General features: G+C 70.1%; 19 protein-coding genes. 6 read left to right on the top strand and 13 right to left on the bottom strand.

Features of this window, described 5'->3' with window-relative positions; genetic code table 11:
* Positions 1-30 precede the first annotated feature (30 nt).
* The 3 genes from P9849_RS08505 to P9849_RS08515 form a co-directional block, all read right to left on the bottom strand.
* Positions 31-441, bottom strand: a complete 411-nt coding sequence (locus tag P9849_RS08505) for a VOC family protein (RefSeq protein ID WP_278266414.1) — start codon at positions 439-441, stop codon at positions 31-33.
* Between the two features lie 82 nt (positions 442-523).
* Positions 524-1,864 (bottom strand): TRAM domain-containing protein, encoded by a 1,341-nt coding sequence (locus P9849_RS08510; protein WP_278266415.1) that lies wholly within the window; start codon positions 1,862-1,864, stop codon positions 524-526.
* The gene (locus P9849_RS08515) at positions 1,861-3,873 is read right to left on the bottom strand and encodes an APC family permease (RefSeq protein ID WP_278266416.1); all 2,013 of its coding nucleotides are present in this window, start codon (positions 3,871-3,873) and stop codon (positions 1,861-1,863) included. Before P9849_RS08515 ends, P9849_RS08510 begins: the two co-directional genes overlap by 4 nt.
* A 115-nt stretch (positions 3,874-3,988) precedes the next feature.
* On the opposite strand from P9849_RS08515, the gene P9849_RS08520 reads away from it, so the two are divergent.
* Positions 3,989-4,663: a TrkA family potassium uptake protein gene (locus P9849_RS08520; RefSeq protein ID WP_278266417.1), complete on the top strand. Its 675-nt coding sequence runs from the start codon at positions 3,989-3,991 to the stop codon at positions 4,661-4,663.
* Complete coding sequence (locus tag P9849_RS08525) at positions 4,660-5,382, top strand: TrkA family potassium uptake protein (RefSeq protein WP_278266418.1); 723 nt, start codon at positions 4,660-4,662, stop codon at positions 5,380-5,382. The genes P9849_RS08520 and P9849_RS08525 overlap by 4 nt, the downstream gene beginning before the upstream one ends.
* 95 nt (positions 5,383-5,477) lie before the next feature.
* Here P9849_RS08525 and P9849_RS08530 read toward each other — a convergent pair whose 3' ends face one another.
* The 4 genes from P9849_RS08530 to dut all read right to left on the bottom strand — a co-directional run bounded on the left by P9849_RS08530 (position 5,478) and on the right by dut (position 7,887).
* Positions 5,478-6,257: a DUF3159 domain-containing protein gene (locus tag P9849_RS08530; protein ID WP_278266419.1), complete on the bottom strand. Its 780-nt coding sequence runs from the start codon at positions 6,255-6,257 to the stop codon at positions 5,478-5,480.
* 95 nt (positions 6,258-6,352) lie between these two features.
* Positions 6,353-6,679 (bottom strand): hypothetical protein, encoded by a 327-nt coding sequence (locus P9849_RS08535; RefSeq protein WP_278266421.1) that lies wholly within the window; start codon positions 6,677-6,679, stop codon positions 6,353-6,355.
* Between the two features lie 5 nt (positions 6,680-6,684).
* The gene (locus P9849_RS08540; protein WP_278266422.1) at positions 6,685-7,392 is read right to left on the bottom strand and encodes a DUF3710 domain-containing protein; all 708 of its coding nucleotides are present in this window, start codon (positions 7,390-7,392) and stop codon (positions 6,685-6,687) included.
* Between the two features lie 63 nt (positions 7,393-7,455).
* Positions 7,456-7,887, bottom strand: a complete 432-nt coding sequence (gene dut, locus P9849_RS08545; protein ID WP_347567924.1) for a dUTP diphosphatase — start codon at positions 7,885-7,887, stop codon at positions 7,456-7,458.
* 206 nt (positions 7,888-8,093) lie between these two features.
* Here dut and P9849_RS08550 point away from each other — a divergent pair, with 206 nt between their 5' ends.
* A complete protein-coding gene (locus tag P9849_RS08550; protein ID WP_278266424.1) occupies positions 8,094-8,576 on the top strand; it encodes a DUF3093 domain-containing protein in 483 nt (160 codons plus the stop codon).
* Between the two features lie 173 nt (positions 8,577-8,749).
* Here the strand turns inward: P9849_RS08550 and P9849_RS08555 are convergent, their stop codons facing one another.
* Positions 8,750-9,052, bottom strand: coding sequence for a DUF4193 domain-containing protein (locus P9849_RS08555; protein ID WP_278266425.1), 303 nt, complete (start codon positions 9,050-9,052; stop codon positions 8,750-8,752).
* Between the two features lie 246 nt (positions 9,053-9,298).
* Between P9849_RS08555 and sepH the strand changes: the two genes are divergently transcribed.
* On the top strand, positions 9,299-10,654 hold the full coding sequence (sepH, locus tag P9849_RS08560; protein ID WP_278266426.1) for a septation protein SepH: 1,356 nt from the start codon (positions 9,299-9,301) through the stop codon (positions 10,652-10,654).
* A gap of 72 nt (positions 10,655-10,726) precedes the next feature.
* On the opposite strand, the gene P9849_RS08565 is transcribed toward sepH, so the two are convergent.
* The 3 genes from P9849_RS08565 to P9849_RS08575 form a co-directional block, all read right to left on the bottom strand.
* The gene (locus P9849_RS08565) at positions 10,727-11,929 is read right to left on the bottom strand and encodes a nucleotide pyrophosphatase/phosphodiesterase family protein (protein WP_278266427.1); all 1,203 of its coding nucleotides are present in this window, start codon (positions 11,927-11,929) and stop codon (positions 10,727-10,729) included.
* On the bottom strand, positions 11,926-12,660 hold the full coding sequence (locus tag P9849_RS08570) for a DUF5998 family protein (protein WP_278266428.1): 735 nt from the start codon (positions 12,658-12,660) through the stop codon (positions 11,926-11,928). The genes P9849_RS08565 and P9849_RS08570 overlap by 4 nt, the downstream gene beginning before the upstream one ends.
* Positions 12,661-12,729: 69 nt before the next feature.
* Positions 12,730-15,447: a GNAT family N-acetyltransferase gene (locus P9849_RS08575; protein WP_278266429.1), complete on the bottom strand. Its 2,718-nt coding sequence runs from the start codon at positions 15,445-15,447 to the stop codon at positions 12,730-12,732.
* Between the two features lie 67 nt (positions 15,448-15,514).
* Here P9849_RS08575 and P9849_RS08580 point away from each other — a divergent pair, with 67 nt between their 5' ends.
* Positions 15,515-17,995: a DNA topoisomerase IV subunit A gene (locus P9849_RS08580; protein WP_278266430.1), complete on the top strand. Its 2,481-nt coding sequence runs from the start codon at positions 15,515-15,517 to the stop codon at positions 17,993-17,995.
* A 70-nt stretch (positions 17,996-18,065) separates the two neighbouring features.
* Entirely contained in the window at positions 18,066-18,584 is a 519-nt protein-coding gene (locus P9849_RS08585) for a DinB family protein (protein WP_278266431.1), read from the top strand.
* Here the strand turns inward: P9849_RS08585 and P9849_RS08590 are convergent.
* Both P9849_RS08590 and cydD read right to left on the bottom strand, forming a co-directional pair.
* Positions 18,574-19,545 carry a GNAT family N-acetyltransferase gene (locus P9849_RS08590; RefSeq protein WP_278266432.1) on the bottom strand — a complete coding sequence of 324 codons (972 nt, stop codon included), beginning with the start codon at positions 19,543-19,545 and terminating at the stop codon, positions 18,574-18,576. The two genes, P9849_RS08585 and P9849_RS08590, sit on opposite strands and share 11 nt — an antisense overlap.
* Positions 19,546-19,585: 40 nt before the next feature.
* On the bottom strand, positions 19,586-22,978 hold the full coding sequence (gene cydD, locus P9849_RS08595; RefSeq protein WP_278266433.1) for a thiol reductant ABC exporter subunit CydD: 3,393 nt from the start codon (positions 22,976-22,978) through the stop codon (positions 19,586-19,588).
* Between the last annotated feature and the right edge of the window lies 1 nt (position 22,979).

Below are 22,979 nucleotides of genomic sequence, written 5' to 3' on the forward strand. Positions count from 1 at the left end.
TCGTGACTGGCGCGCCAGCCGCCTGATACCTCACTGACCGGCGATGTTGACCATCCACGTGACGCCGAACCGGTCCACGACCATGCCGAAGGTGTCGCCCCAGATCTGCCGTTCGAGCGGCATGACCACCTGTCCGCCCTCGGAGAGCGCCTCCCAGTAGCCCTGCAGTTCCGCTGCGTCATCACCGGAGAGGCTGACCGAGAAACCGGCGTGTCCCGTGAACTGCATCTGGTTCGGCGTGTCCGCCGCCATCAGCGTGTAGCCGGCCGGGGTCTTGAGCAGGGCGTGCATGATCTTGTCAGCCTCGGCCGGATCGTCCGACGCGTGGAACTCACCGAAGGTGTTGAGCGTCAGCTCACCGCCGAGCGCACCCTGGTAGAACTCCATGGCCTGCCGGGCGTTGTCCTGGAAGTTCAGATACGGGTTGAGGTTCGAGGACATGACGGGCTCCTTTCGCGGCGCCGCCATGGCGCCCCACGGTCAAGCTACACCCGGTGTCAGCACCCCGCAATGGTCCCGGACGTCAGCCCTTCGGCAGGAGCAGGCCGACCGTCTCGAGGTGATGCGTGTGGGGGTACAGATCGAAAGCCCGCAGTCCGGCGAGCTCCCAGCCCTGGCCATCGAAGAACTTCACATCGCGGGCGAACGACGCCGGATCGCAGGACACGTAGGCGATCGCGCGGGGACCGGACTCCACCAGCTGCTGGACGACCGTCCGGCCGGCGCCCGCACGCGGCGGGTCCAGCACGACGGCGTCGAGCCGCCGGGGCCTCTGCCGCAGCACGCGCTCGACCTTCCCCTGGACGATCTCGACATGCCGCTGACCGTGGAAGTTCTTCCGCGCGTCCCGGCTCGTGCCCGGAGCGCCCTCCACCGACAGCACGGCGCCGCTCTCGCCGACGGCCGCGGCCAGGGGGGCGGTGAAAAGGCCAGCGCCCGCATAGAGATCGGCGACGGAGGCGCCTTCACGGAGGAAGCCACCCTCACCCAGGAAGCCGGTGACGGCGTCCATGAGCGTCTGCGGCGCACGGCGGTGGATCTGCCAGAACCCTTCGCCCGTCACGCGGTACTCGAAGCCGTTCACGCTCTCGCGCACCCATGAGCGGCCCCGCCAGCGCAGCAGCTGCTTGCTCGCCGGATCCATGACGGCCACGGAGACGCCGTCCGGGATCTGCGCGACGGCGCGATTGAGGGCCTTGCCCTGCTCCTTCTCCCCCAGCGCCTCCTCGGGCCAGAGGATCACGAGGGGCTGCGAGCCGTTCGCCGGTGCGGCCACCTCGACGCGGGTGACGCCCTTCCAGTGGTGGTCCCACAGGCCGAGATCAACGATCGCTTCGGAGGCGAGCGGCATGGAGTCGACGGGCAGCACCTCCTCCGAGCGGTGAGCGTGCATGCCCAGGCGGCCGTCCGCCGTCACCGCGAAGGCCATCCTGGTCCGCCAGTGCAGGCCCTGACCGGCGTCGTCCTCCACGGCCTCCACCACGGTGCTCCGCTCCAGACCCGCCAGGCGCTGAAGCTGCTCAGCGAGGACCGCCTCCTTGAGGCGCCGCTGCGCGGGCAGGGTCGCGTGGCCGAACTCGGCGCCGCCCAGGGGCTGCGCCGAGGTCCGCGCGGCGTGGAGGGCGGACGCCTGCCGCCATGGATGCTCCTGACGGTCGGGAGACGCGTCCAGGACCTCGACGACGTCGCCACGCCAGAAGCGGGCGTCCGGCGCCGACTCGGTCAGGCGGACCCGCACCTGCTCCCCCGGCAGACCGTGACGGACGAACACCACGCGCGAGTCGTGGCGGGCCACCGTGTGGCCGCCGTGCGCGACGGGCCCCAGGGTGAGAGTGACGGTCTGCTCTGCGGAGTGTGGATTCACCTGAGTTCCTGCAATTGCTGGGCTTCCTTGGACGATTTGAGCTGCCAGGGCACGCTGGCCACCATCACTCCGGGTTCGAAGTGCAGACGGGTCTTGATGCGCAGGGCGGTCTGGTTGTGCACCAGTTGCTCCCACCACTTGCCGACCACGTACTCAGGGATGTAGACGACGATCAGATCTCGCGGCGAGTCCTTCCGCATGTTCTTCACGTAATCGATGATCGGCGTGACCGTTTCGCGGTAGGGGCTTGCCAGGACGGTCAGCGGGACCGGGATGTCGAGCTTCTCCCAGTCCTCCACGGTCCGGGCCGTCTCCTCGGGGCTGATGTCCACGATCACGGCGTCGAGCTTCCACGGCCGGGAGGCGCGGGCATACGCGAGAGCCCGCAGCACCGGCTTCCGGACATGAGAGACGAGCAGGACGGCGTGCACCCGGGACGGCAGGGCCCTCGGAGCGGAATCCTCGTCCACGGCCAGTTCCTTGGCGACGTTGTCGTAGTGCGCGCGGATGCTCCACATGATGAGGAACAGCACCAGCATGGCGAGCAGGGCGATCCAGGCTCCCTGTTCGAACTTGGTGATGAGCACGATGGTCAGCACCAGCGCGGTCATGCCGAAGCCCAGCATGTTGATCGTGCGGGACTTCATGAGCCGGAGCCGCGTGGCCTTGTCCCGGACCTTCTTGAGCTCACGGCCCCAGTGCCGGACCATGCCGAGCTGGCTCGCCGTGAAGGAGATGAACACACCCACGATGTAGAGCTGGATCAGCTTGGTGACGTCGGCGTTGAAGGCCAGGATGAGGACCAGCGCGCCCGCGGCGAGAGCCAGCACGCCGTTGCTGTACGCGAGGCGATCACCACGGGTCTTGAGCTGGCGCGGCAGGTAACCGTCCTGCGCGAGGATCGAGCCGAGGACCGGGAAGCCGTTGAACGCCGTGTTCGAGGCGAACACCAGGATGACGCCCGTGGCCGCCACGATGATGTAGAAGGGGATGGATCCCGCGCCGAACACGGTCTGGGCGATCTGGCTGATCGCTGGGTTCTGGATGTATCCCTCGGGAAGCGGCTTGCCGTCCTTCAGGAACTCCGTGGCGGGGTCCAGCACGATGTGGACCTTGGTGGCGTTGGCCAGGAAGAGGATGCCCGCGAGCATGGTCGTCGCGATGACCCCCAGCAGGAGCAGCGTGGTGGCCGCGTTCTTGCTCTTGGGCTTCTGGAAGTTGGGGACGCCGTTGCTGATCGCCTCCACACCGGTCAGGGCCGCGGCACCCGAGGAGAAGGCCCGCAGCAGGAGGAACGCCCCGGCCAGGCCGACCAGGCCCTGGTCGAAGTGGCTCTCCGGGACGATCTCGAACGCGGCAGACTCGGCCAGTCCCAGCGTGCCCGTGGCGGCCTGGATGGCGCCCACGAGTGACATGCCGATGATGGCCGCCATGAAGATGTAGGTGGGCAGGGCGAAGACCGAGCCGGCTTCCTTGATGCCGCGCAGATTGACCAGCGCCAGCACCACGACGCCGAGCGTCGCGATCAGGGCCTGGCTCCCGTGCAGGGACGGCACGGCCGTGGCCAGGTAGTTGGCGGCGGAGGACATGGATACGGCCACGGTGAGGACGTAATCCACCAGGAGCGCCGACGCGACGGTCAGACCCGCGAACTTGCCGAGATTCACATTCGCGATCTCGTAGTCGCCACCGCCGGAGGGGTAGGCGTGCACGTTCTGGCGGTAAGACGCCACCACGGTCATCAGGACGACGGCGACCGCCAGCCCGACCCACGGGGACAGCGCGACGGCGGAGACCCCGGCCAGCGCCAGGGTCAGGAGGATCTCATCGGGGGCGTACGCCACGGAGGACAGGGCGTCCGAGGCGAAAACCGGCAATGCGATGCGCTTGGGAAGCAGGGTATGGGCCAGACGGTCGTTGCGGAACGGCCGGCCGACGATCACCCGCTTGACCGCATTCAGAAGTGACAGCACCTGACTACGGTAGTCTGCGCGGTGCCCCTGTGTCATGACGGACCGAAATCTCCCGGCCTCCGCGGCACGGATGACGCCCCGCCCCGGATACAGTGGTGTTCTGATCCGGACGGATGCGCACCCGCCATCCGCAGAATTGAAGGAATGGTTCGTGGCGCATTTCGTCATCATGGGCTGTGGCCGTGTGGGCGCGACCCTGGCCCACACACTGGAGGACTCCGGCCACAGCGTGGCCATCATCGACCAGGACGAGCGGGCCTTCCGTCGCCTGCGGAACGGCTTCCAGGGCCGCAAGGTCACCGGCGTCGGCTTCGACCGCGACACCCTGCGCCATGCCGGAGTGGAGGAGGCCTACGCCTTCGCCGCCGTCTCCAGTGGTGACAACTCCAACATCCTCGCCACCCGTGTGGCCCGAGAGACCTTCCACGTCCCCCACGTCGTGGCCCGCATCTACGACCCGGGACGCGCCGAGATCTATCAGCGGCTCGGCATCCCCACCGTGGCCGCGGTGAAGTGGAGTGCCGATCAGGTGCTGCGCCGCATCCTGCCGGAACAGTCCATCACCGGCGATTTCCGTGAGCCGTCCGGGCGTCTGGTCCTGACCGAGCTCGCCGTGGATCACGGGTGGGAGGGCCGCCCGCTGAGCGCGCTGGAGGAAGCCGCCGAGATCCGCGTGGCATACCTGACCCGCTTCGGGGAAGGCACCATGGTCCAGCCCGATTCGCGATTCCAGGAGGGCGACAGCCTGCACGCCATCGTGCCCGTGAACCGTCTTGAGGCCGTGACCCGGATCCTCTCCAAGGCACCCGTGAAGGAAGCAGAGTGAAAGTCGTGATCGTCGGCGCGGGAAGCGTCGGAAGCTCCATCGCCCGGGAACTCCTGGGCCACAGCCACGAAGTGCTGCTGATCGACCTCAAGCCCGAGGTGATCGGCCGCAGCGGGTTGCGCGGCGCGCACTGGCTGGTGGGCGACGCTTGCGAGCTCAGCGTCCTCAAGGAGGCCCGCCTGGACGACGCCGACGTGGTGGTCTCCGCCTCGGGCGATGACAAGGTGAACCTCGTGGTCTCCCTGCTGGCCAAGACCGAGTTCGGCGTGGGCCGGACGGTCGGCCGCGTGAACAACCCGAAGAACGGCTGGATGTTCGACGACTCCTGGGGCGTGGACGTCGCGGTCAACACCCCGCAGCTCATGACGGCCCTCGTGGAGGAGGCGGTGGAGATCGGCGACGTGGTCCGCCTCCTGACGCTCCAGACGGGCGTCTCCTCCCTGGTCGAGTTCACCGTGCCGCACGACGCCTCGTTCATCGGATCCACCGTGGGCGACATCGACTGGCCGCAGGACGCGACGCTCGTGGCCATCCTCCGCGATCAGGCTCCCATCACCCCGAGCCGTGACGACGTCATCGAAGGCGGGGACGAGCTCTTCTTCGTCACGACCCTCGCGGCCGAGGACGAACTCCGCCAGCTCCTCTCGGCGGCCCATACGGGTGAGCCGGCCCCGGAGCCCGCTGCGGCGCCCCAGTACGACGACGGCTTCGACGGCTGAGCGGAGCACCCCCTCCGGACACGACGACGGCGGGGCGCGGCGAACATTCGCCGCGCCCCGCCGTCGTCGTGTCGGACCGCCGTGTCGGGGAACGGTCAGGACTCCTGCGCGCGCTCCTCGACGGGAGCCGCGGGCCTGCTGAGCAGCCACGCGAGCCACAGCCCGAGCACGTACAGCGGTGTCCCCATGATCAGGCGCGTCGTGCCCAGGGCGGTGAGGCCGGCGTCGCCCATGAAGTACAGCGGAAGCTGGACCGCCAGGCGCAGGCCGAAGATCGCGATGATGACCCAGGTCGCGAGGGTGTAGCGCTTGAGACGCGCCGGGTCCTGTCGCCAGTGGACACCCTCGTTCCGCAGGAAGCCGAACAGGAGCCCGGCCAGCGGCCACTTCACGATGATGGAGACGAGAAGCGCCAGGAGGTAGCCGCCGTTCGTGAAGAACCCGGGCACGTAGAAGTCGGATGCCTTGCCCGTGCTCTGGGCGACCCACGCCGAGATCGCGACACCCACCACGCCGGCCAGCGCCATGGTGAGCTTCTGCTTCTGGATCAGGCGGAGAACGGCGAACACCGCGCTCACGCCCAGGGCCACGCCCAGACCCCAGCCGAGCGATTCCGTGACGGTGTACAGGACCAGGAACACCAGGCCCGGCAGGATGCTCTCGCAGATTCCCTGCCAGCCGCCGGCGGTGCGGAGCAGATCGACCCGGCCGTCCTCATGGTGATGGACGCCGGCAGCGGCGGCCACACTTCGGGCCAGGTCCTGCTTGTCGGGGCCCGGGTTCCCAGTGCCCGAATCGCCAGGCAGGGGGGTCGCCTGAGGGGAGCCGGGCACGGGCGGGCCGGGCTCACTGATGTTCCGGTCCTCAGTGGTCATCGCTTGATGGCCTTTCCAGCCGTGACGCTCCCGGCCCGGAGTGGCCCGGGCCGGGTATGTTTTCGGCTCAATGTTCTCGAGTCAGTGTTCCCGACTCAGTGTTCGCCGGCCGAGATGATCTCGTAGCCGGGGTTGATGATCGTGGCCAGGCCGCTCCTCGAGGTGAGCATGCCGCGGACGCGCAGCGTGGAACCGGGCTCGATGCCGCCGACCGACCGGCGGCCCAGCCACAGCAGCCGGATGTCCGCCACCGAGCGGTCCCCCGGGGGAACCGGAAGGTCAGGCCCGCTCACTTCTCCCAGACGCGCCGTGAAGCGTGGCTTGCTGGTCTTGGGTTCCAGCGTGACCGAGGAGATCCGGCCCACCCATTCACCACGGACCCGCGCGACGGGTCCGTGGCCGGGGATGTTCGGTTCCGTCATGGGGATCAGCCGATCTCGGTGATCTCGGGCCCTCGTTCGGGAGCCTGGAGGGACGGCCTGCCGTCCTCGGCCTGCGGAGCCTCCGTGGGCGCCTTCGGCATGGTGAGCGGCAGCAGCTCCCGCGGGGGCATCGGGCTGTCGCCGCGCACGACCACGAGGGCCCGGAAGAGCTCCTCCAGTTCCGTGGCCGCTTCCCGCTGGATGGCCGCGGGACCGCTGAAGACGCCGCGCAGGAACCAGCGCGGGCCGTCGACGCCGACGAACCGGGCCACGCGGTAGCCGGCCGTGCCGTCCGGGGCTTCCGCCGGGACACTCGCGATGAGTTCCGAACCGAGGGTGCCCTCGAGCTCGTCGATCTGTCCGCCCTGGCTGCGCACGGACTCGGCGATCTGCTCGCGGATCTCGGGCCACAGCCCCTCGGAACGAGGAGCGGCGAACGCCTGGACCTGCACGGAGGAATCGCCGATGTCCAGGGACACCGCGATGACCCGCTGGCTGGACTCCTCCACTTCGAGCCGGAGCTCCAGACCGGGCCGCGGCGAGACGAGGATCGCCCCGAGATCGAGGTATTCCTCGCGGTCCTCGATCTCGTGGACGTCGAAGGGCCCGCTCGTGGAGCGGCCTTCCGTGTCCTGCTCCTCGATCACGGACTCACTGGGGGTGAGGACTTCATCGGATTCACGCTGGGACTTGCGGGACCTACCGAATAGCATGCGGGGTTCTCCTCAGTGGCTTCGTATCAAGGGCGCCGTGGTGCCGTGGTTGTGGGGGTGCGTTCAGACTTGCGCACCGGCGAAACCGCCGGTGGATCCGAAACCGCCAGCGCCGCGGACCGAGTCCGGCAGCTCACTCACGGCGACGAAACGGGCGTGTTCTACGCGCTGAATCACCATCTGTGCGATTCTATCGCCGCGGCGCAGGTCGATCGCGTGCTCACGGTCCGTGTTGATCAGGGTGACGGCGATTTCCCCGCGGTAGCCCGCATCCACGGTGCCGGGTGCGTTGACGATGCTCAGCCCCTGCTTGGTGGCCAGGCCGGACCGGGGGTGGATCAGGGCCACGTAGCCGAACGGCAGGGCGATGGAGACGCCGGTCGGAACCAGCCGCCTCTCCCCCGGCTCCAGGTGCACGTCCACCCGGGCCCGCAGATCGGCTCCGGCGTCGCCCGGCTGGGCGTACGACGGCGGCTCGAGCCCGTCGTCGAGCATGCGGAGTTCAACATCAAGAGTGTGCGGTTGGGGTTCAGTCACGGGATCAAGCCTAGTACGGCCGCCTGGCCGCCGGCTCACCGCGCCTGGCCTCCCACAGGGCCGGCCAGGCGCGCGGAATGCGTGAGGAAAGCGCGTCCGGGAGGCGCCCGCCTGAGGGACCGGGCCGAGATGAAATGCCCAGGGAAAGGTGCCAAGCTAGTGTCATGCCCTCCACGAACACCGGTCCTGCCATGCCCTCGGACGCCTCCACCACCCCTGCGCTCTTCAGCGAGCGGCTCTGGCCCGGGCTCGGCGCCTGGATCATCGTGGCAGTCCTGTCCCTCGCCGGGATCCTCGTCCTCGCCCCGATCGGGATCGGGTACGGCATCGCCGCGGCAGTGGTGATCTTCCTCCTCGCGGGCGGCGCGCTGTACCTGAACACGCCGCGCATCGAGGTGACGGCCACCGAGTTCCGCGCGGGCAAAGCCGTGATCGACCGCGCCTTCCTCGGCGAGGTGGAGGCCTTCAGCCGCGATGAAGCCTTCCAGGAGCGTGGCCCCCGCCTCAACGGCCTGGCCTTCCTCTGCATCCGCGGCTGGGTGGACCCGGTGGTCCGGGTCGAGATCACCGACCCCGAGGACGAGACGCCGTACTGGCTCGTCTCCACGCGCCGCCCCCAGCAGCTCGTCGCCGCGCTGTCGTCCTGAACGATGCCTTCCGCCCGCTGACTTCCTGATTCCGGCGGGATCCACGTGCGATCCGCCGCGCACTCCCGTCAACGGCGAAGGGCCGGTGCCTGTGCACCGGCCCTTCGCCGTTGGTGAGGACTCCAGCGCCCGTCCGGCGGGCGCCGTCGTGCTGTGTGTCAGCCTTCCGGGTGTCAGCCTTCGCAGTCGACGCAGTAGGCCAGACCGTCCTTTTCGCGGGCGATCTGGGAACGATGCCGCACCAGGAAACAGGACGCGCAGGTGAACTCGTCCGACTGCTCCGGAAGGACGGTGACCTGGAGTTCTTCGTGGGACAGATCCGCCCCGGGCAATTCGAAGGAATCGGCGAGGTCCGCCTCATCCTCGTCCACCACGGCAGAGGTGCCGTCCGCACGGTGCGTGGTCTTCAAGGCTTCCAGGGACTCGTTCGCCCGGTCTTCCTCGGTCTTGCGGGGCGCATCGTAATCGGTGGCCATGTGGTGTTGTTTCCCCCTTATGAGAAATCGGGAAGCCACCCTCGAGTGGCAGGAACTACAGCGTCAACGTCGAGAGGGCGGATTTTGTGCCCGAGCCGAGGCACGCGCCCGATTCTGGCGGAGATCCGGCCTTAAAGCCAGTCAATACGGGGGAAATTTCGCGGCACGCCCTCCAGGCTGACCCCGATGCCGCCCCGGAGATGGCAGAGTTTCGATTGACGGCAACGCACACATGGAGGTATCAGGATGCAGGAGCTGCGGCTTCTCGGAGTTCACGACGACGGTGATCGCCTCTTGCTCAGCGACTCCAGCGGAGAACGTTACGAGCTTCCTCTCGATGAGGCGCTGCGCCGCGCCATCGCCCGCGCGGCCGCCCGGCCCAGCGCCCGGAGCGGTTCCGCTCCCAGCCTCAGCCCCCGCGACATCCAGGCCCGCATCCGGGCCGGCGCCACCGCGGCCGAGGTCGCCGAGGAGTCCGGACTGCCCCTGGCCAGCGTGGAACGCTACGAAGGCCCCGTGCTGGCCGAACGCGCCCATGTGGCGGACCAGGCCCGCGGCGTGGAGGTTCCGGGTCATCTCGACGACGGCGAGGGCTACCGCAGCGCTTTCGGTCAGGACCGCGCGTTCCTGGGCGAGATGGTCGAGCACCGTCTCAAGCAGCTCGGCGTCTCCGTCGACGGCCTGAGCTGGGATTCCAAGAAGGTGTCGCACGGTCTGTGGGAGGTCACGGCCGACTTCGACATCCCGGAATCGCTCGGTGGTCAGCTCGGCGAGGAGCCCCCGGCCCGCTGGACCTACTCCCCGCTCACCAAGACCCTTCAGAACGCCAATCGCTGGGCGCAGCACCTCAGCGAGCTCGAACCCCTGCCGCTCCACGTGGACAGCCCGTGGGGCAGCCGCCGTCTCTCCGCCGTCCGGGATCACCCGTTCGACGTGGAGGCCGACGCCGTCGAACAGCCCGCTCCCGAGGATCTCCTGAGCGACTCCGAAAGCCTCGTGGACCTCCTGAACTCCCGCCGCGGTCAGCGCCTCGGAGTGGATGAGGACAGCGACGACACGCTCGCCCTTCTGCTGTCGCAGGGCATCCCCGCCGCGCATCCCCGCCCCTCCGAGGTGGACGAGGATGAAGACGACGCCCCGGCCGCGGAGGCTCCGCGTCTGCGCCTGGCCCTGCCGGAAGAGGATGACGCCGACGACGACGGCATCTCGCTGTCCGAAGGCGTGAGCACCCACACCCGCGAGATCCGCGTGGTGCCCCCGGCGGAACGGAACGCCCGGAAGGGCAGCCCGAGCCTGGCCGATGAGATCTTCGCCAATGCCACGGAGGAGGAAGCCGAGGCCGGCGAACGCACTCCCCTGCGGCAGCGTTCGGTCCTGCGCGGTGCGAGCTTCCATAAGGATCCCGAGGACTTCGCGCGGGCCGAGGCGGAACGCCGTCAGCGGGAAGAGGATGCCCGCCGCGAGGACGAGGCTCAGAAGGGCGCCCGTTCCGCGAAGGACGACGCCACCGACTCGGAGAACAAGACCCCGGAGAAGCCGGCGAAGCGGCGCAGTGTCCCCAGCTGGGACGAGATCGTCTTCGGCACCAAGGGCGACGGCTGACGGCAGGTCACCTACCGGTCGCTCGACGTCGGCCGCGACGGCCTGTCAGGAGCAACCCGTCAGAGCAGCCTGTCAGGAACGGCGCCGTCCGGTCCCGCCACGGCTCCCGGCCTTCGGGCCGGTCGCCAGAAAACTGAGCAAGGGCACTTCCCGCTCGGCCTTGGTCAGCGAGCCGTGCTGACCGATCATCTCCATGGCCTCGCGCCGCACCCTGCGGAGATCGAAGAACGCCACCTGCTCCCGGGCCAGGATCAGCACATCGCCGATCCTCGGCAGCACCTCATCCCGGACGGGACCGAAGTAGCCGTCACGAACGGCCTGTTCCTTCTCCAGCACCCAGATGCGGTCACCGAAGCGTGACTCCCACGCCTCCCGCAGGACCGCGGGATCCCTGCCCTCCTCCAGGTGCAGATGCAGCATCCGTGGTTCGCCGGCGGTGTGCCGGACGCCCTCGATCAGCTCCGGAACGGCCGAGAAATCGATGCGGCCACTCCTCGGCACGTCGACCATGCCGTGATCGGCCGAGACGAGGACACGCGTGTCCAGTGGGAGCCGGGCGGCGAGCTGCCGGAGGGTGAAGTCCACCTCCTCGAGCGCGGCCAGGAACTCCGGGGAGTCCACGCCGTACTTGTGCCCGGCCTTGTCCACGTCGTTGAGATAGAAGTACACCAGGCCCGGCTTCTGGAGGATGTCCACGGCCGCGCCGATCCGGCCCGCCAGCGTGCCCGAACCATGGAACTCGGTGCCGCGCAGGGCGGCGGTGGTCATGGCGGAGGACGCGAAGCGCGGGATGCTGACCGTGTGCACCGGGACCTGAGAGGACGCCTGCTCGAACACGGTGGGCAGGGGCTGCCAGCGCTCGGGGTCGACCCGCGCGTCCCAATTGCCGAGCTGGTTGACGACCTTGCCCTGGTCCGGGTCCAGCACGTCGTAGCCGACCATGCCGTGCTGCCCGGGCGCGGCGCCCGTGCCGAGACTGGCGAGCGAACTGGCCGTGGTGGTCGGGAAGGCGGCGTCCAGACGGACCGGGAGGCCGGAGCCGCCGGCCTGGACCAGCGATCGCATGAACGGCACATGAGCCGCGTAGCGTTTGAGCACCTGCGCGCCCATCCCGTCCACGAGCACCAGGCAGACTCGGCTCGCGGTGGGGATCTTCAGGGTGTTGGGCAGCGTGGTGGCACCTGCCGCGGAGGCCGCGCTGCTGAGAAGGTCGGCGATGCTGCGGCGCCCGTACGCCGGGGCCTGCGGGGGCGCCGTCGTCGTCGCGTCCGTCACTGGCGGTGGCTGCTGCGGGAACCGAGGCGACCCGAGAGCGCCGCCAGGCCGCGGGCCGGCTTCCGGACCGGCGCGTGCGGTGCGGACTCGCCGCGCGGGGCGGGGGCCGTCTGGGTCTCGGGGAGATCGCCGACACGCTGGCCGGTGCTCGCGGAGCGGAGGGAATGCGCGAAGCTGCGGGCCTGCTTGAGCGACTTGGGGCCATCGGCCTCGGCGCTGACGCGCAGCACGATGTCCTCGGCGCTGCTGGTGCCGTTCAGCCCGTGGTCGGCCTCGCACTGCGGATCGCCGCAGGTGGCGGGCATGAGGTCCAGACGACGGCCGCCGGACCAGGCGATGGACAGGGTCAGTTCGCGCGGCTGTTCCTTGCCGCTGTACTCCTGGGGCTGCGCGTAGACGAAGCCGAGCACCACGCTGCGGATCTGGTGGAGGGGCACGGTCTCCGTGGAGACCTGGGCCATGACCTGCTCCCCCTTGTCATCGAGCTGGTGATCGTCCACATGGACCACCACCAGGACGTCATGGGTGAGCACGAGCGCCGTGACATGACGGCGCACCTCGGCGCGGTCGAAATGGGTCTCCAGGTGCACCAGCTGCTGCAGCGGGACCTGTCCGTCCAGGGCGTCCTGGATGACGTCCATGACCAGTCGCGGATAGAAACCCGCCCGGTCCACGGAGGCCCGGAGATCACTCAAGGGATGTGCTTTTGAGGCGCTGCTGGGCTGGCTCATGGGATCCATTTTCCCATGATCCGGCCGGTCCACGCGAATGCATCCCCGCGCGACGCCGTCCGCCGTAGCTCATTGGTTGCGCAGAGCCCTCCGCGCACTGTCGGTGCGCTGCGCCGCATTGGCGATGTGCACGGTGGCCGAGAGGACATTCAGCCCCTCCTGCCCGACGAGCACCGGGGTGAACTCCAGGAGGGCGATCTCCGGGTGGTTGTCCTTCAGCTCGGCGACGCGGTGGAGCAGCCCGGCCAGCGCCTCGATGTCCATCGCGGGCAGACCTTCATAACCGGTCAGTTTCACCGCCGCTTTGGGGGCGTGCACGAAGTCCCGCGCCTCCTCGTCGCTGAGCGGCGGGACCCGGTAGGCCCAGTCGTCCAGGAGCTTGACCGCGTCTCCGGCCAGACCGTACGCCACCACGGGACCCAGCAACGGATCCTCGATCGCCCGCACGGTGCAGGCCTGGCCCACGCCCGCCATCGACTGCACTTCCAGGTCCGTCGCCCCGTACACGGCCAGCACGTCCTTCATCTGCTCGATGTTCCGGGCCAAGGACTCGCGGTCCTGGATGTTGAGACGGACGCCCCCGAGATCCAGCCGGTGCCGGAGCGCCGGGCTGAGGGTCTTCAGCGCCACGGGCCAGCCGAGCTCCTCGGCCGCTTCCTGCGCCTCCGCCACGGTGCTGAACGGCCGGGACGGCAGGACCCGGATGCCGTAGGAGTCCAGGAGTGCTTCCAGCCGCTTCTGGTCGAGGGCGACGAGCTGGGGTCCGTGCACCGGCCGCAGCCATTCCGCCAGGAGCGCCGCCGCCTGATCCCGGGACTCCCGGCAGCTCGCGTCGCCCGTCATGTCGGGGGCTGCTTCGGCGGACAGTTCGCGGTCCCTCCAGCGCACATAGCCCGCGACGGCGGCCAGCGCGGCGAGTGCCGCCCCGGGGCTTTCGAAAGCGGGCAGTCCGCGCCGGCCGTCCGGAGTGCCGCCGAGCACGCCGCTCTCCCGCTGGGCAGGGTCGAAGTTCCCCGGGAAGACCGCCACGAGGGGCTTCTCCCCCTCCCGGGCCAGGGACGCGAGGCAGTCCACGAGCGCGTCGTGGTCGAGCCCGAGCGACGGGAGCACGGTCACCACGATGCTGTCCACCGCGGCGTCCTCCTGGAGCGCCGCGACCTCGCGCCGCAGCCGGACCAGCGCGGCGGACTGGCCACCGTCAAGGGAGAGGGTGCCGTGCACGGCGGCGATGCTCAGGCCGTGCCCTTCCGCGGTGTCGGCCACGATCCGGGCCAGGTTCAGCGAATTGGAGAGAATCCCCACGCGGCCGCCCCGCGCCAGAGGCTGCGCCTCCACGAGCTGCGCGACATCCAGCAGTTCCTCCATGGTCCCCACCCGGATGACCCCGGCCTGCCGCAGCATGGCGTCCAGGGCACGCGCCGGAGCCTGGGTGGTCCTGACGGCGTGGCCGGGCGGCAGGCGAAGTCCGATGGTCTCCGGCTTCGCCACGATCACCGGCTTGCTCCGGGCCAGTCGGCGCGCGATCCGCGAGAACTTGCGGGGGTTGCCGAACGACTCCAGGAACAGGCCCACGGCGCGCGTGCGTGGATCATCCTCCCAGTACTGCATGACGTCGTTGCCGGAGACGTCGGCACGGTTGCCCGCGGAGACGAAGCTGGAGATGCCGACCGCTCGCCGCTGCGCCGTGGCATACAGCGAGATCCCGACGGCGGCCGACTGGCTGAACAGCCCGAGCCCACCCGGGGCCGGCATGCCCGGCGCCATCGAGACGTTCAGGGCCACGGCGGGATCGCTGTTGATGAGCCCCAGGGACGCCGGACCGATCACGCGCATGCCGGCCGCCCGGGCCTGGCGCACGATCTCGTTCTGGCGCGCGAGGCCCCGCTCGCCGTCGTCGGCGAATCCGGCGGTGATGATCAGCACGCCCCGCACCCCGGCGGCGCCGCATTCGGCCACCACGCCCGGGACCTCGTCGTAGGGCACCGCGATGACGGCCAGGTCCACGGGTCCCGGGACCTCCGTGATGCTGCCGTAGCTCAGGCCGCCGCCCACCTCCAGGGCCGAAGGATTGACCGCGTAGACGGTGCCGGTGAAACCGCCCTCGACCAGGTGGACCATGATCTCGTGGCCGATCTTGCCCCAGTGCCGGCTCGCGCCGATCACCGCCACGGACGCGGGCGCCAGGAGCTCCTGCACGCTGCGGGCCTCCGCGCGATGCTCGCGGGACTCCATCACGGCCCGGGATTTCACGGTGGGGTCGATGTCGAAGCCCACCAGGATCACCCCGTCCTCGAGCTGGCGCTGCACCTCGTACCCGGCATCGGCGAACACGCTGAGCATCTTGCGGTTCTCCGGCAGGACCTCCGCCGTGAACCTCCGGATGCCGTTCTCCAGCGCCGCCGCGGCGAGGTGCTCCAGCAGGATCGAGCCGAGCCCCCGGCCCTGATGCCGGTCCGAGATGTTGAAGGCCACCTCCGCCTCGCGGGTCCCGTCCAGACGGTCGTACCGGGCGATGCCGACGATCTCCCCGGCGATCGTGATCACGAGGGCGACGCGGTCCCGGTGGTCCACCTCGGTGAAGCGCTTGAGCTCACTGCGGCTGAGCTTGGCCTTGTAGCTGAAGAAGCGCAGATAGATGGACGACTGCGACTGGGCCTGGTGGAAGGACTGCACCGCTTCGGCGTCAGAGGGGGCGATGGGCCGGATGTGACCGGTGCCTCCGTCCCGCAGCACGACATCGGCCTCCCAGTAGTCCGGATATCCAGCAAGTTCAGCCGCGCGCGCCATAAGCTTTAGAGTAGTCGTCGCGCCACCGGGGCGCGCCGCAGCACACCACGAGGTCTTTCGTAAATCCATGGCGCGACGCACCAGTAGCCGGGGAGCCCAGCCCCTAGAACCGTTCACTGAGAACATCGTCGAGATCGACGTCACCACGGAGATGGAGACGTCCTTCCTCGAGTACGCCTATTCGGTGATCTACTCCCGCGCCCTCCCGGACGCCCGGGACGGCATGAAGCCGGTGCAGCGGCGCATCCTCTACATGATGAGCGACATGGGCCTCCGCCCGGACAAGGGGCACGTCAAGAGCGCCCGTGTGGTCGGCGAGGTCATGGGCAAGCTCCACCCGCACGGCGACACCGCCATCTACGACGCCATGGTCCGCATGGCCCAGGACTTCTCCCTGCGTCTGCCGCTCATCGACGGCCACGGCAACTTCGGCTCGCTCGACGACGGCCCCGCCGCCCCGCGTTACACCGAGGCCCGGCCCGCTCCCGCCGCCCTGGCGATGACCGGGAACCTGGACGAGGACGTCGTCGACTTCGTCCCGAACTACGACAACACCATCCAGCAGCCGGAGGTCCTGCCGTCGGCGTTCCCGAACCTGCTGGTCAACGGCGCTTCCGGCATCGCCGTGGGCATGGCCACGAACATGGCGCCCCACAACCTGGTGGAGGTCATCGCGGCCGCCCGGCACCTCCTGGAGCACCCGGACGCCACGCTCGAGACGATCATGGGCTTCATCCCCGGTCCGGACCTGCCCGGCGGCGGACGGATCGTGGGCCTGGACGGCATCCGGGACGCCTACGCCACCGGCCGCGGCAGTTTCAAGACGCGCGCCAAGGTCACCGTGGAGCAGCTCTCCGCCCGGCGCACCGGTCTCGTCGTCACCGAGCTGCCGTACATGGTCGGCCCTGAAAAGGTCATCGAGAAGATCAAGGATGCCGTCAACGCGAAGAAGCTGGCCGGCATCAGCGATCTGGTGGACCTCACGGACCGCCAGAACGGCCTGCGGCTGGTCATCGAGCTGAAGAACGGCTTCAATCCGCAGGCCGTCCTGCAGCAGCTGTACCGGCTCACGCCGCTGGAGGACTCCTTCGGCATCAACAACGTGACGCTCGTGGACGGTCAGCCGCGCACTCTGGGCCTGATGGAGCTCCTGCACGTCTACCTGGGGCACCGCCTCGACGTGGTCCGCCGGCGCACCGCCTTCCGGCTCGGCAAGAAGAAGGACCGCCTCCACCTGGTGGAAGGCCTCCTGATCGCGATCGTCGACATCGACGAGGTCATCCAGATCATCCGGTCCAGTGACGAGGCCGCCGTGGCCCGTGAGCGCCTCATGTCGATCTACGACCTCTCCGAGGCTCAGGCCAACTACATCCTGGAACTGCGGCTCCGCCAGCTGACCAAGTACTCGCTGATCGAGCTCGAGAAGGAGCGGGACGAACTCCGCCGGCAGATCGCCGAGCTCGAGGAGATCCTCGCCTCGGACACCCGGCTGCGCGAAGTCGTCTCCTCCGAACTGGCTGAAGTCGCCGAACAGTACGGCACGCCGCGCCGCACGGTCCTGCTGGAGAAGGAGGATGTCCCGGTCAAGGCTCTCGCGGCCCCCGCGGGCAAGAAGGCCGCGGCCCAGCAGCTGCCTCTGGAGATCGCGGATGAGCCCTGCTGGGTGGTCCTCAGCGCCTCCGGCGTCGTGGCCCGCACCGATTCGGCCGAACCGCTGGCGGATCCGGGCAACCGTGCCAAGCACGACGTGCTCGTCTCCACCGTCCGCACCACCGCCCGCGGTGAACTGGGCGCGGTCACCGACCGGGGCCGCATGCTGCGGATCCAGGCCATGGACCTGCCGGTCGTGCCCATGCCGGGCGGGGCGCCGAACCTCGCGACGAGCGTGCCGGTCAAGGAGTTCCTCCCCCTGCCTAAGGGCGAGAGCGTCATCGGCATCGTCCCGCTCAACGAGGTCGTCGCGCTCGGTACCGCGCAGGGCGTCGTGAAGCGTCTGCAGCCGGACTACCCGCTCAACCGCGAGGACTGGGAGGCGATCACCCTCAAGGACAAGGACCGGGTGCTCGCCATCGCCCCCGCGCCGGATGACGCGGAGCTGGTCTTCGTCACACGGTCCAGCCAGCTGCTCCGGATGGGCGCCACCGCCGTGCGGCCTCAGGGCCGCCTCGCGGGCGGCATGGCGGGCATCAAACTGGCCGACGACGACGAGGCGATCTTCTTCGGCGTCGTCGCCGCGGGCGACCCAGCCGCCGTCGTGGTCACCATCGCCGGATCGTCCGACGCGCTGCCAGGCACCAACCCGGGCGCCGCGAAGGTGACGGAGTTCTCGGAGTTCCCGGTCAAGGGCCGAGCCACCGGTGGCGTCCGGGCCCACCGGTTCCTGAAGGGCGAGGACCGCCTGCTCCTGGCCTGGGCCGGACATGGGCCCGCACGGGCGTCAAGCGCCGCGGGTGTGGCGCGGTCCCTGCCGCAGGAGCACGGCCGTCGCGACGGTTCCGGAGTGCCCCTGAGCCAGTCCGTGGATCTGATCGGACCGAGCCTGGGCTGAGACCACCGGCCCAGGTCGGTCCAGGCCGGCGCCGGTCTGCCGGCAGACCGGGCCGAATTATGCTGGACCCATGGCGATTGAACCGGATGTGAAGGACTGGACCTGGGTGATCGAGCGGATCTGCCCCGAATGCGGCTTCGACCCCGGGGACGTCACCCCTGCGGGCGTGGCCCGGGAGATCCGGTCGCACCCGGCCCGCTGGGAGGCGGTGCTGGTGCGCCCTGACGTCACCGTCCGGCCGGACGAGTCCACCTGGTCCCCCCTGGAGTACGCCGCTCATGTGCGGGACGTGCTCGAGCTCTTCCGGGAGCGCCTGCATCTCATGCTCGGCCGGGACGGGGTGGAGTTCGCCAACTGGGACCAGGACGCCACCGCCGTGGCGAAGGAGTACCGGCAGGAGAGCCCGCGACGGGTCGCACACCAGATCGCGGAAGAGACCGAGCTGACCGCCCGCGCCTTCGACGAGGTGCCGGAGGAACTGCTCGGGCACCGCGGCGTGCGCAGCAACGGCTCCCAGTTCACGGTGGCGTCGCTGTCCACCTACTTCCTGCACGACGTGGTGCACCACCTGCACGACGTCACGGCGTAGCGGGGACCGCCTTCTCCCAGACGGGGGCGCGGTTCACCACGCGGTAGCCCAGGCCCTCGTACAGCGCGAGCGCCCCGGTGCCATTGCCGGAGTCCATGTCGAGCGCCGCGGTCGTCATCCCGTCCGCCGCGTAGCGCCGCAGGGCCTCCTCCAGGAGATGGCGTGCAAGGCCCCGCCCACGGTGGTCCGGGTGCACGCCGAGCAGCTCCGTGTAACCTTCCACGCGGCCGTGCAGCCGCTCGATCTCGGGGTCATGGCTGCCCAGGTGATACGCCACGGGCGAGCCGGTGGACGTCTCCCGCACCACGAAGCTCCAGTCCCTCCGGACCTCGGGGTTGCCCACCCGCCGGGCCCAGGACTCCTCGCTCCGGGGCGCGCTCCCCCAATGGCCGGCGAAAGCTAGGTTGTGGAGGACCCGGGTCGCCTCGTCCAGGTCCGGCGTCCACTCCAGGAGCTCGTAGCCCAGTGCGATCGGGCGGGCCGGAGGCAGTTCGTCCAGACCGCGGTGCATCTCGTTGAACCAGCGCACGATCGCGAAGCCCTCGGACTCCAACAGCCTCGCGGGGCCCTGGACATGGTCCTCATGCTGGGCCCGGAGCGCCACACCGGGCAGCCCGAGGTCCGCGGCGAGGCGCCCAGCCCGCTCCTGCTGCCAGCGGAGAAGTTCCCTCCCGATACCTCGTCGGAGCCAGGCGGGATCCACGCCGCCTTCGGTGCGCACGACGCCGCCGTCCCCCACGGCGGTGACCCGGCCGTGGGCGCGGGGCACGCCGTCGTCGTCAAAGGCCAGGATGGCGTCCGAGACCGCGTCGTGCAGCTCGAAGAACGTCTCCACGTCCTCGGCCTTCTCAAACCACGTGTGCCGCTCCGCCTCGGCGATCCGTGCCACGAGCCGCGCCCAGGCCGGAATGTCGGTCCGCTGCGGGGCGCGGACCCGGAGTCCCCCGAATTCCTCAGTCATCGGCACAGCCTATCCCGGGAGCGCCTGACACCTCCCACGGTCAGGCGCGGCGCGTCGGGCCGCCTACGGGTTCCCACGCTCCCAGATCCAGCCGGCACGGAAGGCGCGACAGATCCTCGGTGCGGTGCGAGACGACCACGAGCGTCTCCCCGTCCAGCGAGGTGACGAGGTCGCCCAGCAGCGCATCCGCAGCCTCCGCGTCCAGATGGGCGGTCGGCTCGTCGAGCAGCAGGACGTTGGAGCCGGCCAGCAGGGTCCTCGCCACGGCGAGACGCTGGCGCTGGCCGCCGGACAGGAAGCTCCCGCCCGGCCCGATGCGCGTGTCGAGACCGTCCGGCATGCTCCGGACGGCGTCGGCGAGACCCACCCGGTCAAGGCTCGCCCACAGGGCGTCCTCCCCGGCCGCGTCATCCCGGGAACGCGCCAGCGCCAGGTTGCCCCGGACGGTCGAGTCGAAGACATGGGACTCCTGAGGGCACCACGCGAGGTGCCCTCGCACGGTGATCGTCCCGTGCTCGGGCGGCAGGAAACCCAGCAGCGCGGCGAGCAGCGTGGACTTGCCGCTGCCGGACGGTCCGGAGATCCCCAGGGCCCGGCCCGGCGCGGCGGCTCCACTGAGCCCGGTGAAGACGGCGTCCGAGTCCGGCCAGGCGACCGACAGGTCCTCGAACGACAGCCCGCTGGGCGTCGCCGCAGACTCCACGAGCCGGGTTCCCCGTGTCTCCCGGACAGGTTCCGGGGCGGTGGCCGCCGTCAGCCGCTCCTCCAGACGGCGGAGGGCGGGCTTGAGGCGGCTCGCGGAGAGGTGCGCCTGGAAGGGCTCCTGCAGCGCGAGCAGCATGAAGGCCACCACCGCCGTGCGTTCTGCCAGCTCCTGCCCGGTCCCGAGCGCCACCGACTGCACGACGACGGCGGCGGCCCCCGCGGCGCACGCCGCGACGGTGAGAGCCAGCCCGGACCCTTCGGCCCACGCCGCACGACGTGCGGCCTGCACCATGGCGCCGGAGAGACGTCCCGCCTGCGCGACGACCCGCCCGCTGAGGCCGTTCCCCCGTACGTCCTTCCAGGACTGCAGTGCGGAGGCGACCCAGTGCAGGAGCGCCGACTTGCTCTCCAGCACGGCGCGGCTCGACCGCCGGTCGGCCCGGACGGCCACGGCCGGAGCCACGACCAGCCCGATCACGCTGACGAGGAGCGTCACGGGAAGTGCGGCCGGCAGGACGAAGGCCGTCGCGGCCACGGCCAGCACGGCGGTTCCCACGGCGATCCACCGGGGCGCCAGGACCCGCGGGAGGATGTCGCGGTATTCGTCGACGTCGGCCACGACGGTGTCGAGGACGTTGCCGCCCTGCATGACGCGCCGGATGCCAAGGGCCCGCCCGGAGAGACCTTCCCACACGCGGCCCCGCAGGTCCGTGGTCACGCGGAAGACGGCGTCGTGCATCACGAGCCGGTCGCAGTACCGCAGGACCGCCCGTCCGATGCCGAAGAACCGCACTCCGACGATCGCCGCCATGAGGTAGAGGATGGGCGGCTGGGAGCTCGCCCGGACGATCAGCCAGCCGGACAGCGCCGCAAGGGCGATCGAGAACAGCTGAGCCAGGACACCCAGCGCCGCGGCTCGCACCAGCCGCCAGCGGGAGCCGGAGAGCAGCGACACCGACGTTCCAGAGGCGGGCGAGACCGCGCTCTCCGCGTCGGAAGCCGCGGACTCCGCGGCCCCGGAGGATGCCGTCGCTCCGCCGTCGCCGCCCACCGTGGCCGCTGCGGCGCGCGTCGCCGCCTCGGCGTCCGCAGTGGGAACGACACCGCCACGGACGGGCACCGACTCCTCCGCCAGCGCGAGCGTCGCGGGTTCGTGGCTGACCAGGAGCACGGGAAGCACTCCGGACAGCTCACGGAGGGAGGCACGGACCGTCTCGGCGCGGACAGGGTCCAGGTGAGCCGTGGGTTCGTCCACGAGGAGCACCTCGGCGCCGAGTTCCGCGAGCAGAAAGGCCCGTGCGAGAGCCACCCGTCGTTGCTCCCCCGGGCTGAGATCGGCGATCCGGAGATCCGCCAGTTCGTCAGCGGCCGCCCGACGCGCACTTCGCGCCAGCAGCTCCGGCGTCGCCTGGTCGCCGGCCCAGAAGGCCAGTTCGTCGCGCACCCGTTCCTCGAGGAACTCGGGATGCTGCGGAGCATAGGCCACGGCGAGTCCGCCGGTTTCCTCCGGACCGGAGGAAACCGGAGACTCTTCCCTCAGGCGCAGGACCGTGCCCACGGACTCCGCGCCGGGTTCCAGCGTTCCCGCCAGAGCCGAGAGCAGGGTGCTCTTGCCGCAGCCGCTCGGACCCGTGAGGGCGGTGATCGTCCCCGGCCGGAGCGTGGTGGTCACGGGCCCCAGGGTGATCCCGCGGGACGGGAAGGTCACCGCCAGGCCTTCAAGCCCGAGCCCGGGACCTGCCGCGGACGCGACGCTCTCGATCTGAAGCCGGCGCGGCTCCGGCGCGTCCAGGACGTCATCCACCGCTTCCAGGGCGAGCTTTCCGTCCTCACTCGCGTGGTAGGCGGCGCCCATGGACCGCAGCGCCTGGTAGCACTCGGGCGCCAGAATGAGGGCCAGCAGGCCGGCCTCGAGCGGCATCTCCCCATGCACCAGACGCACGCCGATCGTCACGGCCACAAGCGCCACGGAAATCGTGGCGATGAGTTCCAGGGCCAGGGCGGACAGGAAGGCGACCCGCAGGGTGGCCATGGACTCCCGGCGGTGCTGCTCGCCGACCGCTTCCAGCGCCGAACGCTGCTCCTTCGAACGGCCGAGGCCCAGGAGCACGGGCAGCCCGCGCGCGAGTTCCACCAGATGCGAGGAGAGGACGTCGAGCGAACGGTACGCCTTCTCCAGGTTCTCCTGGCTGTGGCGTCCGATCAGGATCATGAACAGCGGCACCAGGGGGATCGTCAGCACGATGATCAGGGCGCTCAGCCAATCGGCGAACAGGATCCTCGCGCCCACGAGCAACGGCACCGTGGCGCAGTTGACCAGGCTGGGCAAGAACTCGGTGTAGTAGCGGTCCAGCTCATCGAGCCGACGGGTCGCGAGCAAGGCGTCGGCTCCCCGTCCGGTGGACCCCGCGGGCCGGCGCCCGCCGAGGAGGGCGGCGAGCAGACGGGTCCGCAGGCTCTCCTTCACCTCGACGACGGCGGCCCGCGCGGCGACCGACTGGCCCCATGCCGAAGCGGCACGGAGCAGCGCCCCCAGCAGCCCGCCGCCGACCAGCGGGACGAGCGCCCCGGCGTCGGCGGCCCGCCCCGCGGCGACCATGGCGATCCCGCCCGCCAGCGCCTGGGCCAGCAGCACCAGCCCCAGGGCGTTGACGGCCCCGAGCAGCCCCATCACATAGACGGGGCCCTTCGGCCCGGGCGGGAACGGTGACTTCGTGGTCCGCGCCATG

Source organism: Arthrobacter sp. Y-9 (assembly GCF_029690065.1).
GTDB lineage: Bacteria > Actinomycetota > Actinomycetes > Actinomycetales > Micrococcaceae > Arthrobacter_E.